The organism is Thalassobacter sp. 16PALIMAR09 (genome assembly GCF_000765485.1).
GTDB classification, from domain to species: Bacteria; Pseudomonadota; Alphaproteobacteria; order Rhodobacterales; family Rhodobacteraceae; genus Thalassobacter; species Thalassobacter stenotrophicus.
Genome location: NZ_JHAK01000005.1, coordinates 1 through 12,328 on the forward strand (window position 1 = coordinate 1; position 12,328 = coordinate 12,328).

At 56.7% G+C, this 12,328-nt stretch carries 9 protein-coding genes; 6 read left to right on the top strand and 3 right to left on the bottom strand.

Annotated features, from left to right (window positions below):
• Positions 1-679: 679 nt before the first annotated feature.
• From PM04_RS11115 to PM04_RS11125, 3 genes are all read right to left on the bottom strand, one after another.
• The gene (locus PM04_RS11115) at positions 680-1,696 is read right to left on the bottom strand and encodes a phosphotransferase family protein (RefSeq protein WP_052068444.1); all 1,017 of its coding nucleotides are present in this window, start codon (positions 1,694-1,696) and stop codon (positions 680-682) included.
• A gap of 123 nt (positions 1,697-1,819) precedes the next feature.
• Positions 1,820-3,028: an acyl-CoA dehydrogenase family protein gene (locus PM04_RS11120; RefSeq protein ID WP_038006749.1), complete on the bottom strand. Its 1,209-nt coding sequence runs from the start codon at positions 3,026-3,028 to the stop codon at positions 1,820-1,822.
• A 10-nt stretch (positions 3,029-3,038) separates the two neighbouring features.
• Positions 3,039-3,812: an SDR family NAD(P)-dependent oxidoreductase gene (locus PM04_RS11125; protein WP_234702865.1), complete on the bottom strand. Its 774-nt coding sequence runs from the start codon at positions 3,810-3,812 to the stop codon at positions 3,039-3,041.
• Positions 3,813-3,996: 184 nt separating this feature from the next.
• Between PM04_RS11125 and PM04_RS11130 the strand changes: the two genes are divergently transcribed.
• The 6 genes from PM04_RS11130 to PM04_RS11155 all read left to right on the top strand — a co-directional run bounded on the left by PM04_RS11130 (position 3,997) and on the right by PM04_RS11155 (position 12,327).
• Complete coding sequence (locus PM04_RS11130) at positions 3,997-4,710, top strand: TetR/AcrR family transcriptional regulator (RefSeq protein ID WP_052068445.1); 714 nt, start codon at positions 3,997-3,999, stop codon at positions 4,708-4,710.
• A 412-nt stretch (positions 4,711-5,122) separates the two neighbouring features.
• Positions 5,123-5,608 carry a (2Fe-2S)-binding protein gene (locus PM04_RS11135; protein WP_038006751.1) on the top strand — a complete coding sequence of 162 codons (486 nt, stop codon included), beginning with the start codon at positions 5,123-5,125 and terminating at the stop codon, positions 5,606-5,608.
• A 12-nt stretch (positions 5,609-5,620) separates the two neighbouring features.
• Positions 5,621-7,993 carry a xanthine dehydrogenase family protein molybdopterin-binding subunit gene (locus PM04_RS11140; RefSeq protein WP_038006752.1) on the top strand — a complete coding sequence of 791 codons (2,373 nt, stop codon included), beginning with the start codon at positions 5,621-5,623 and terminating at the stop codon, positions 7,991-7,993.
• Between the two features lie 15 nt (positions 7,994-8,008).
• Positions 8,009-8,791 (top strand): xanthine dehydrogenase family protein subunit M, encoded by a 783-nt coding sequence (locus PM04_RS11145; RefSeq protein ID WP_038006753.1) that lies wholly within the window; start codon positions 8,009-8,011, stop codon positions 8,789-8,791.
• 329 nt (positions 8,792-9,120) lie between these two features.
• Positions 9,121-10,701, top strand: a complete 1,581-nt coding sequence (locus tag PM04_RS11150) for an ABC transporter substrate-binding protein (RefSeq protein WP_038006754.1) — start codon at positions 9,121-9,123, stop codon at positions 10,699-10,701.
• A 75-nt stretch (positions 10,702-10,776) separates the two neighbouring features.
• On the top strand, positions 10,777-12,327 hold the full coding sequence (locus PM04_RS11155; RefSeq protein WP_038006755.1) for an ABC transporter substrate-binding protein: 1,551 nt from the start codon (positions 10,777-10,779) through the stop codon (positions 12,325-12,327).
• The last annotated feature ends 1 nt before the right edge of the window (position 12,328 follow it).

Below are 12,328 nucleotides of genomic sequence, written 5' to 3' on the forward strand. Positions count from 1 at the left end.
TATGGGTGTATTTACGGGTATGATCGCTGGATTTACTGCAAAGACTTCAGACAACAAGATAAACTCAATTGATGCGGCCTACCTCAAAGCGCACCGCACAGCCTAAAACTGTGGCTGAAAGAGGGGAGACATCTGATTGCGTAGATAAAAGGCGACATGAGCGCGGCACTGCATGCTTTCAAGGATACCATTGGCCGTTCGATCCGCTTTTTGTGACTGTTTGTCAGGTCAGAGATTATACAGGCGCCATGGCTCTGCTGAGTGGTCTACCAGCTGTTGATTGGATATTGGCTGATCGCGGGTATGATGCTGAATGGTTCCGAAAATCCTTGGTGGAAAAGTGCACCAAGCCTCACATATTAGGGTGTAAGTCCCGGAAAAAGGTCGTCAAGTACGATAAATGCCGCTAAAATTCCGTAAGTACACTGAACGCATGTTTGGCAGGTTCAAAGACTTGCGACGCGTCGCAACCCGATACGACTGATGTCCCAAAGTCTTTCTGTCAAAAACTGCCTTCACTGCAGCCGCCATGTTTTGGTTGTGAACCCCGAAGCTACCGCCCTTAAGGGTTCAAAAAGTGCAATTTATCCCCAGGCAAAACTCGCGCATCAAAATCCTTTTAAAAACCCCCGCTGTTTGGGCTAATTTTGAAGTTGTAGAACGCTAATTTTGTGGTCTTTCAATTTACTTGCCCAGCCTCGATCACTTCGACAGCGCGATTGGCGAATTTTTCTGCCAGTGGGGACAAATCAGAGGCGTCGCGCGCGGCGGCGTTCCCGGCACGCGCGCGATCTGCGATGCCGACAAAAATTACCGCAAACCGGAAAAGTGCGAATGCGACGTGGAATGTGTCAAGCTGCGCCGTCGGGCGCGCATGGGCGTAATACTCGGTGATAAAGCGATCCATCGAAGGAATGCCGTTTTGTTCCCAGTGCGTCCCTAGGATGCCTCCGTATTCATCAGGCGATGTGAGCCACGGCATCACGCAATAACCTAGATCAGCCAGCGGATGACCAAGGGTCGAGAGTTCCCAGTCCATGACAGCGATGACCCGCGGCTCGGTTGGGTGGAACATCAAGTTCCCAAGCCGATAATCGCCGTGGGCGATAGAGATTGCGTTGTCATCCGTGGGCATGTTTCGGGGTAGCCAATCGATCAGATGGTCCAATGCCGCAATTTTTGGCCCCTGCGATTGGGCGTATTGGCGCGACCAACGCCCGATTTGCCGCTCAAAATAGCTCCCCGGCTTGCCGTAATCCGCCAGCCCAATGGCTTCGGGACGTAGGGCGTGCATCTGAGCCATGGTGCGCGCCATGCTCAGATACATGTCCTGACGATGCTCAGCCGTTACCCCAGGGAGGCTGCAATCGGAAAAAACACGGCCCTCTAACCGCTCCATTACGTAGAATGGCGTCCCGAGTATGCTTGTATCCTCTTCCAGCCACAGGGCCTTGGGCACAGGCACATCCGTTTTGGAGAGGGCGCGCATTACTCGGTATTCACGTTCGACTGCGTGTGCACCGGGCAGGATGGGTCCATCCGGTTTTTTGCGCAGAACCATGCGCTTGCTTCCAAATGTGACGAACCAAGTGGGGTTTGACTGCCCGCCACTGATCGGCTCGATGGTTAGGCCGGTTTCATTTGGAAGTTTTGCCGTGAACCACGAGGTCAGCGCGTCAAGGTTAGGAGTGTTCATTGAATGCGATCCCTTGGGATGCCGCGAGTACAACATTCAGCACGGTTGTCTCGTCGCGGGGCTGTGTTTCAGAGCAGATCAGCATCGTCGAAGATGGGGTATTCGTCACCGGCGAGAAGGCTCTCAATTTACGGCGGGCGGCCATTTCCAAAAATCCCTATCTTCGTCCTGCAGGTGACGGTTGAGAACCATCTGATGCACCTCGTCCGCGCCATCCACGAGCCGTGCCTGACGCGCGTAGCGGTAGATCCACTCAAGAACCGTATCCGTCGAGTAACCACGTGCGCCGTTGATCTGGATCGCGACATCAGCGGCTTTGTGCAAAAGGTTTGCAACGTGAATTTTTGCCATCGACACTTCCTTTTTAGCAAAGCTGCCCTGATCGATGGCCCATGCCGCTTTCATCACCAAAAGACGGCCCATTTCGATCTGCATCGCCAAATCACCCAGCTTGATCTGAATGCTTTCACGATCTGACAGGCGCACGCCAAACCCATGGCGGTTCTGTGCATATTCGCTGGCAATTTCAGCACAGCGCTTGGCTAGGCCCAGCCACCTCATGCAGTGGGTCAGGCGCGCGGGCCCAAGGCGCATTTGCGTCAGCTTAAGCCCCAATCCCTCGCCCAATAGAACACGATCTGCGGGCAACTCCATGTTGTCGTACACGATCTCACAATGGCCGCCGTGCTCTTCGGGACCCATGATCCCGATGCGGCGTTCTATGTGCCAATTCGCTTCGTCTTTGTGATGCAGGAATGCAGTTAAGCCACGACGCGGGTCATCCGAAGTCCGAGCCATCGTGATAAAATGGCTCGCGTCTTCAGCACCCGTGATGAACCACTTTCGCCCCTTGAGCACATAGGTATCGCCTTTGCGCGTGGCGGTCGTCAGCATCATACCGGGATCAGATCCCCCGCCGGGATGCGGTTCGGTCATCGCGAAGGAGGAGCTGACGTCTCCCGCAACGATAGGAGCAAGCCACCGCTCTTTTTGTGCCTCGGTCGCTGCTTTTTCGAGGACCATCATGTTGCCGTCGTCCGGTGCTGCAGAATTGAAAACAACGGGGCCAAAAATGGACCTGTTCATTTCCTCATAGCAAACGGCCATGCCGGTTTTATCCAAGCCTTGCCCGCCGGTTTCCTTTTTCAATTGCAGGCACCAAAGGCCCTCGGCCTTTGCCTTCTCCCGCAAGGGGGCCAATGCTGGCAGGCTGATGTTTCCGTGGGCGTCCCAATTGGCGCGATCGCTCTCTATCGGCAGAATTTCGCACTCAACAAACCGTGCTACACGGGCGCGGATGTCTTCCAATTCAGGTGAGATCGTAAAATCCATAGTTTTTTCCCTAGAGAGAGGAGCAGAGATGGCCACCATCGGCCACGACATCGGAGCCAGTCATGAAGCGCCCCATATCTGAGGCCAGCAGCAAAAGCGGCCCATCAAGGTCTTGCGGTTGGCCCAATCGACGCTGTGGCACCCGCTTGATCAGCGCTTGGCCCGCATCAGTCGCAAAGAAATCGCGATTTAGGTCGGTCTCAATATATCCGGGGCTCAGGGCGTTGACGCGAATACCATAGCGCGCCCATTCCAGCGCGAGCGAGCGGGTGAGTTGTAAGACACCGCCCTTGGAGGCCGCGTAGGCCGCTGCATGACCTGCGACGCGGCTGCCCAGAATAGAAGCCACGTTGATAATTGAGCCGCCTTTTTCGCGCGCAATCATGCCTTTTGCGGCGGCTTGGACCACGTAAAAGACACCCTTAAGGTTCGTATCCAGAATAGCGTCGAGGTCGGATGGTTCATGATCAAGCGCTGAGGCTGAGCGTGTCGTGCCCGCATTGTTCACAACGATGTCCAGCGCAAGACCATCAAGGGCCGCTTCGACGGACCCAGCGGATGCAACGTCCATTTCAAGGGCTGTGGCGGCGCCACCTTGGGTGATAATTTCGGATGCCAGTGCCTCTACTTTGTCATGTCTGCGTGCCGCGACAACGACATGTGCGCCGTGTTTCGCCAATAGGCGGGCAAAGTGCATCCCCAACCCAGATGAGGCCCCGGTCACCAGAGCCTTCGCTCCCTTGATCCCCGGTGCCAAAGGCGTTGGGTCCATATTGAGTGACACGCCGCAGTCCTCCCAAACCATCGGAATGCCTGACCATCGCGCCAAGGTTGCGATATGTCAATCGAGCGTTCGCTCTATTTTTGCAGGGGAGGGGCCTATGCATGCGCAGACTTTCGGTCTACTCAAAGAGGCGGTTGATCTGATGACGCTGGTCAAGCCGCGGCATTTTGAGAAGGGGCCCTAGATGGAGACCGAGAAGCCATTTGATCACGAAGCCCTGTGCCGTTCGATGCTTGAGCATAACAGCGAGACAATCTCGATCCGAAACCCCGAGATTGCGATCAAAAAACTGACGGTCATCATTGATGCGGCTTTGCGTCTGTCGAACAAAAAGGGATTTCAGGCGATGTCTCTTCGGGATCTGAGCAAGGAATCCGGCGTGTCTATGGGCGGGCTTTATGCCTACTTTGACACCAAGACGACGCTGCTCGGAATGATCCTTGGTGAAGTGACACGCGCCGTGGAGCGCGAGCTTTCAAATCCGCCCCAAGAGGTTGCGCAGGATCCGATTGCTCATCTGAACTGGCTGATCGAACACCATATTCGGCTTACGGATAAAATGTCCCCTTGGTTTATATTCGCGTTCATGGAGGCCAAGAGTTTTCCGCTGGCAGAGCGGCGCATTGCAACGCAGAGCGAAGAACTGACAGAGCGCTATTTCTCAGATGTTTGTGAACGAGCGCATCGCCAAGGGTTGCTGCGTCCGGGTGTGCCCCAAATACTGCCAATGCTTATTAAGCCATTAATCCAAGATTGGTATGTAAAGCGACCAAAGTATCGCCGCCGTGGGATCAGCCTTCGAACCTATATCTTGTCTGTTCAAGCTATTGTTATGGCAGCAATACTCCCCAATACAAAGGCGCTTGCGTCCGACCACCCCGAGGTCTTTTATGACTAGCCAGCCGTCTCCGCTTTGGGTCTACGCTTCGGAACGAGCAAATAGTTTGCGGTGATGGGGCAGTTGTGGTGCTGCGTCAGGGTTACGATTTTGTCTCGGCAGCGCGTGCAAAGCGAGTATTGGTGAAATCCGCCGCTTGGCTGGGGAAGAAATGATGCGATCACCGGGCAATTCAGTCGAGCCGTGTGTATCGTGAATATGAACGCTCGCAAGTTTGCGAAACTTGACAGTTCGCTCACCGATGGGTTTGCTACCCAAGTGACAGACCAGTGACTTTACGTTTTTCAAGAATTCGCGGGAAACTAGCCCGCTGATAAATAGCGCGCCGCAATCGTCAGAGACCTAAAAAATTAGGCCAATCGATTGCTCGGCTCGGCGCATAGACATGACAGATGTTCTTAGGGAGGACAGAATGACAAAGGTAACCATGACGGTGAATGGCAAAGCCGTCTCCGGAGACGTAGAGGGGCGCACGCTGTTGTCCGCTTTTCTGCGCGAAGATCAGGGCCTGACCGGGACCCACGTTGGCTGCGACACGTCGCAGTGCGGTGCATGCGTGGTGCATGTGAACGGCAAAGCGGTCAAATCCTGCACAATGTTCGCAAGCGAAGCGAACGGTGCGTCAGTCGACACCGTCGAAGGCCAAACCAACGCGGACGGGTCTCTCAATGTAATCCAGCAGGCGTTTCAAGACCACCATGGTTTGCAATGCGGCTTTTGCACCCCCGGCATGGTGATGTCGGCGGCGGCCCTTCTTAAGGAAAACCCGACACCGTCAGAGGCTGAGGTCCGCGAGTACCTAGAAGGCAATATCTGCCGCTGCACCGGATATCATAACATTGTCAAAGCCATCATGGCCGCCTCCGGGCAGGACGCGTCGGCTATCGCTGCCGAATAGGGAGAAGACATTATGCCAAGAGATACAGGAATTGGCGCCGCCACGCTGCGCCGCGAAGACGTCCGCTTCCTCACTGGAACTGGTGAATACACCGACGATATCGTTCTGGCCAAACAGACCTACGCGGTCTTTGCCCGTTCGACCGTTGCCCATGGTAAAATCAAATCCATCGACACCTCCGTCGCCGCGCAGATGCCCGGCGTTTTGGCCGTTTTTACGGGGGACGATTTTGTCGATGTGGGCGGTAACCCTGCCGGTTGGTTGATCAACTCGCGCGATGGCGAGCCGATGAAAGAACCTAAGCGGCCTGTCTTGGCCCATGGCAAAGTGCGCCATGTGGGGGACGCCTACGCCGCAGTGATCGCCGAAACGGTTGAGCAAGCACGCGACGCCGTCGAAGCCATCGAGGCCGACATCGAAGAACTGCCCGCCATCATTGATATGAATGCCGCGCTTTCCAGCAGCACATACGTCCATGATGAGATCGAAACCAACCAGTGCTTTGACTGGGGGTGGATTGAAGACAACCGTGAGGCAACGGATACCGCGATCAAAAACGCGCATCACGTCACCACGCTGGAGCTGGTGAACAACCGTCTGGTGCCCAACGCGATGGAGCCACGCGCCTCAATCGGTAGCTACAAGGCCAGCACGGGCGAATACACTCTGCACACGACCTCGCAGAACCCGCATTTGACCCGGCTTCTGATCTCGGCGTTCGTTCTGGGCATCCCGGAAAACATGCTGACCGTGATCGCGCCCGATGTGGGCGGCGGTTTTGGGTCCAAAATCTATCACTACGGCGAAGAGGCTCTGGTCTTAGCTGCGGCCAAACAAGTCGGTCGCCCGGTCAAGTGGACTGCGGACCGGACGGAGTCGTTCCTGACGGATGCTCACGGCCGCGACCACGTCACCAAAATTGAACTGGCGCTGGATGCAGAGGGCAACTTCCTTGCATTCCGCACCGATACAAAGGCCAACGTCGGTGCCTATTTGTCGAACTTCTCAACCGCGACGCCCACGTTCCTGCACGGCACGTTGATGGGGGGGAACTATACGGTTCCTTTGGTCTATGTGAACGTCAAAGCCGTGTTCACAAACACCGCACCGGTGGATGCATATCGCGGCGCTGGGCGACCCGAAGCCACGTATTCTATCGAACGTGTCATTGATAAAGCCGCCCGCGAACTGGGTATGGACCCCATCGAACTGCGCCGGAAAAACTTCGTAAAGCCGGATCAGTATCCCTACGCCTCTGCAGCGGGTCTGGAATACGATGCGGGCAACTACGATGCCCTGATGGACAAGATGGAAGAGGTCGCTGACCTCTCTGGGTTTGAGGCACGCCGCAAGGCAAGCGAAGCCAAGGGGCTAATGCGCGGGCTCGGCGTGAACGCCTATATCGAGGCGTGCGGGATCGCTCCGTCGAACCTTGTGGGTGTGTTGGGATCCCGTGTGGGCCTGTATGACGCGGCCACTGTGAGGGTGAACGCGACGGGCAACATCAGCGTCATGGTCGGCGCACACAGCCACGGCCAAGGCCATGAGACAGCCTTCCCGCAGGTGGTGTCCGATATGCTTGGTATTGACGCCAGCACCATCGATATCGTCCATGGGGACACCTCCAAGATCCCATTTGGTATGGGCACGTATGGTTCGCGTAGTCTTGCTGTCTGTGGTTCTGCGGTGGTCCGTGCAACGGAGAAAATCATCGTCAAAGCCAAGAAGATTGCGGCCCATATGCTCGAGGTGACCGATCAGGATATCTCGTTGAATGACGGCGTGTTCTCGGTCGAGGGCACGAACAAATCCGTGACCTTTGGTGAAGTCGCGCTCAAGGCGTACATTCCCCACGACTATCCGCTCGAAAGCATCGAGCCGGGTCTTGAGGAAACCGCGTTCTACGATCCGGCGAACTTTACGTATCCTTCGGGCGCCTATGCCTGCGAAGTGGAGGTGGACCCGGAAACCGGCAAAGTGCGTGTAGACCGGATGTGCGCCGTTGATGACTTTGGTAACGTTATCAATCCGATGATCGTGACCGGTCAGGTGCACGGCGGTTTGGCGCAAGGCATCGGGCAGGCACTGGTTGAGCAGACGTTCTACGATGAATACGGCCAACTGCTAAGCGCGTCCTACATGGACTACACCATGCCGCGCGCCGATGACCTGCCGATGTTCCAGGTGGATCACAGCCAAGGCACGCCCTGTGTGCACAACCCGCTTGGCGTTAAAGGCTGCGGAGAAGCCGGTGCGATTGGCTCACCGCCCACTGTGGTAAACGCGGTGGTCGATGCGCTGCAATCGGGTGGTCACAACATCACCCACATCGATATGCCCGTCACGCCCGTGCGCGTGTGGGAAGCCATGCAGAACGCCAAATAAGAGAGGAGGCTTCAGATGTATAATTTTGACGTTGTAACACCCAATACGATTGCCGAAGCAGCCGCAGCGATGGCCGGGGATGAGGCGCAAGCGCTTGGTGGGGGGCAGACATTGATCCCCACGCTCAAGCAGCGCCTTGCCAGCCCGAATACGCTAGTCTCTTTGTCGGGCGTGTCCGAGATGCAAGGTATCACCAAAGACGGAGATACCCTGCGGATTGGGGGAGCCACGACCCACCATGCCGTGGCTTCGGATGGCAGTTATCCGGGGTTGTCGGGGCTTGCGGGTCAGATCGGCGATCCGGCAGTGCGCAACCGGGGCACAATTGGCGGCAGCCTTGCCAACAACGACCCGGCAGCCTGCTACCCTGCGGCTGCGTTGGCGAGCGGTGCAACCATCATCACCAACACGCGTGAGATTGCTGCGGATGACTATTTCCAAGGCATGTTCGAGACGGCATTGGAAGAGGGTGAGATCATCACTGCCGTGTCCTTTCCGATCCCGCAGGCGGCGAACTACCAAAAATTCGTCCAACCTGCCTCGCGTTTTGCTTTGGTGGGCGTGTTTGTGGCCAAGTATGCCAGCGGCGTGCGTGTCGCGGTGACGGGTGCCTCGAACGACGGTGTGTTCCGCTGGACCGAAGCGGAAGAGGCTCTGAGCCGCGATTTCAGTGCCGCGGCGCTGGATGGGCTGAGTGTCTCTGAGGATGATATGATTTCGGACCTGCATGGCACGGCAAGGTACCGCGCGCATCTGATTAAGGTCGTAACGGGGCGCGCGGTCACAGCCGCAAGCTAAGGCCTGTAACACGACTAAGCAAAAGGGCGGGGCCAAGGCTCCGCCCTTTTTTTGTTGCAAAGCCAAAGTGCTATCGCGCTGGGCTTGGGCCTGCTGGTGGGGCTTGGCGCAGGGGCCCTATATCCATGCTGCGATCCATTTAGACGCAGTTTTGAGCAAGCCCGCGTCATTGCGCTTGTTCTCAAAGCAGCAAAGGGGGGCAGGGATAGGCCGCGCATATTCAAACCCAAAAAACATACGCAAACCCTTGGCAATTCCGCACACCCGTGATGTGGTGACGCACCGCCCCCACTGACTCAGAGGGGCACGACACACTCAGGGAGTTTTCTATGACCAAGTTGACAGGCTTGATGGCCATTGCCGCACTGCTGTCCACAACCGCAGTTGCCTCGTCGGAGACCCTTCGTTGGGCGCGCGCAGGCGATGCGCTTACGCTGGACCCCCACGCGCAAAACGAAGGCCCAACGCACACAATCCGACACCAGATGTATGAGCCTCTGCTCGTGCGCGACACCACGGGCGCGTTTGAGCCCGCTCTTGCGACCGAATGGGCGCCCAGCGCATCCGATCCAAACGTCTGGGTTTTCCAACTGCGCCAAGGCGTGACCTTCCACGGTGGTGAAACCTTCACTGCCGAGGATGTGGTGTTCTCGTTTGAGCGCGCCAAGCAGGAAAATTCGGACATGAAAGAGCTGATCGGCTCGATCACCGAAATCCGCGCTGTTGGCGATTACACCATTGAGATGGTGACAGACGGGCCAAACCCGATTTTGCCGTCTAACCTGACCAACCTGTTCATCATGGACAAAGGCTGGGCCGAGGCGAACAACACCGTCAATGTGCAGGATTTTGAGGGCGGTGAAATCACATACGCCACGACAAATGCTAACGGCACCGGTCCTTATGTCCTCACCTCGCGTGAGCCGGACGTGCGCACCGTGATGACCCGCAACGAGGCCTACTGGGGCCGGGATCAGTTCCCGATGGAGGTCTCTGAGATCATCTACACCCCGATCCAGAACGCGGCGACCCGTGTGGCGGCCTTGCTGTCGGGTGAGGTGAACTTCCTCCAAGACATGCCGGTACAGGACCTTGTACGCGTGAATGATGCTGATGGCCTGACCGTCAAAAAGGCGCCGCAAAACCGCGTGATCTTTTTCGGCATGAACCAAGGTGCCGATGACATCGAAGCCGACAATATCGATGGCGCGAACCCGCTGGCCGATGTGCGCGTGCGCAAAGCGATGTCCATGGCGATCAACCGTGACGCAATCCAAACGGTTGTGATGCGAGGCCAATCTGAGCCCGCAGGCATGATCGCACCGCCGTTCGTAAACGGCTGGACCGCCGAGATGGACGCCGAAAGCTCGACCAACGTTGAAATGGCACGCTCGTTGCTGGCCGAGGCTGGTTATGCCGACGGCTTCTCGATCCGCCTCGATTGCCCGAACGATCGCTACATCAACGATGAAGCCATCTGTCAGGCAGCAGTCGGTATGCTGGGCCAAATTGGCGTGACGGTGAACCTTGATGCAAAGCCCAAGGCGCAGCACTTCCCGCTGATCACAGACAGCAAGACGGACTTCTACATGCTGGGTTGGGGCGTGCCGACGTACGATTCCGAGTACATCTTTAACTTCCTCGTACACGGCCGCGAAAGCGACATTGGCACATGGAATGGTACCGGCTTCGACAACGATGAAATCGACGCAAAAATCGCGAGCCTTTCGTCCAACACGGATCTTGAAGCACGGAATGCTGACATCGCCGCTATCTGGCGTGTCGTGCAGGATGAGGTGCTTTACATTCCTGTGCACCACCAAGTGCTGAACTGGGGCATGGCCGAAGGCGTTGGTATCGACGTTGATGGCGAAGATCAGCCCAAAGTGAAATACTTCACAATGAACTAACGCTATGGGGCCGCCCGCATCCGTGAGCGGCCCTTTTTTGATCCGTGCAAAACGCTTAAAATGAGGGAAATTTCGATGTTCCGCTTGTCTACTGCTATCGCTTTGGTGCTGGCGCTGCCCGCTTCTGCCGAAGAGTTCAATTTCGCCGTTACCACGGATCCACAAACGATGGACCCGCATGCGGTTAACTCCGCTCCGGTCCTTGGATTTTTGAACAACATCTACGAAGGACTGGTCCGCCGCGGCAAGGACATGGCGATTGAGCCATCGCTCGCCACCAGCTGGTCGCCCATTGGCGATGGCGAAGGTTGGCGTTTTGTGTTGCGCCAAGGGGTGACGTTTCAAGACGGATCAGCCTTTGATGCCGATGATGTGATTTTCTCGTATGAGCGCGCCTCGTCCGAGCAGGCGGATACCTCAAGCTGGTTCGCCCCGGTGAGTGATGTGATCAAGGTGGACGACTTTACCGTCGACATCATGACCAGCGCGCCGAACCCGATTTTTCCCGACTCCATTGCAAACTGGATGATGATGGACAGCGGCTGGGCCGTGGCCAACAACGCCGAACGCCCGGATAAAGAGCAAGGCAACTATGCCACGCTGAATGCCAACGGTACTGGTCCGTTCCAAATCGCGGCACGCCAGCCCGATCTGAGCACTGTGCTAGAGCCACACGCCGGTTGGTGGGACGAGGTGGAGCATAACCTGACGCGGGTCGAAATGACCCCGATCCAGAATTCAGCAACTGCGTTGGCAGCCCTGTTGTCGGGGGATGTGGATTTCATCAACCCCGTGCCCATTCAGGATGCCGCCCGGTTGCAAGGCAACCCAGATGTGCAAGTGATCCAAGGGATCGAAGCGCGCGTCATCATGTTGGGCTTTGACCAACAACCGGGTGCCGCCGAAAGCGGGCAGGGCGCATCGGACATGTTCCTAGATGCGCGCGCGCGGGAAGCCGTGGCCAAAGCGGTGAACGTACCGGCGATCTTGCAGACCATCATGCGCGGCAACGCAGAGGTCGCAAGCCAGTTGGTCAGCCCAGCGATGCGTGGTTATTCTGACGCGCAAGCTGCGCCTTACGCCTATGATCCCGAGGCTGCTCGTGCTTTGGTCGCCGAGGCGGGTCTGACGGGGCAAACGATTTCGCTTAAATGCCCGAATGACCGCTACCTGAACGACGAAGCTGTCTGCCAAGCCGTCACAGCCATGCTCGCGCAAGCCGGGATGGACGTGTCATTGGATGCGATGCCCGTGTCCAACTACTGGCCCGAACTGCGTGCGGACAACTTCGATATGTACCTGCTGGGCTGGTCGCCGGGTACGTTTGATGCCGAACATCCCATTCGTTTCCTTGGCTCCACTCCGAACGAAGAAAAGCGTTTGGGTTCATGGAACTTTGGCGCCTACTCGAATGATCGCATCGATACGCTCTTGCCTATGATCCAGTCCGAAATCGATGATAGTGTCCGTCAGGGCATGCTCGACGAGGTTGCTAAGATCATGCAAGACGAAGTGGCTTATGTGCCGCTATACGTACAGCCCTTGGTTTGGGGCGCACGCGCGAACATCAATGTAACACAGCGCCCGGATAACTTCTTTATCCTGCGTTGGGTAACCGTTAACTAAG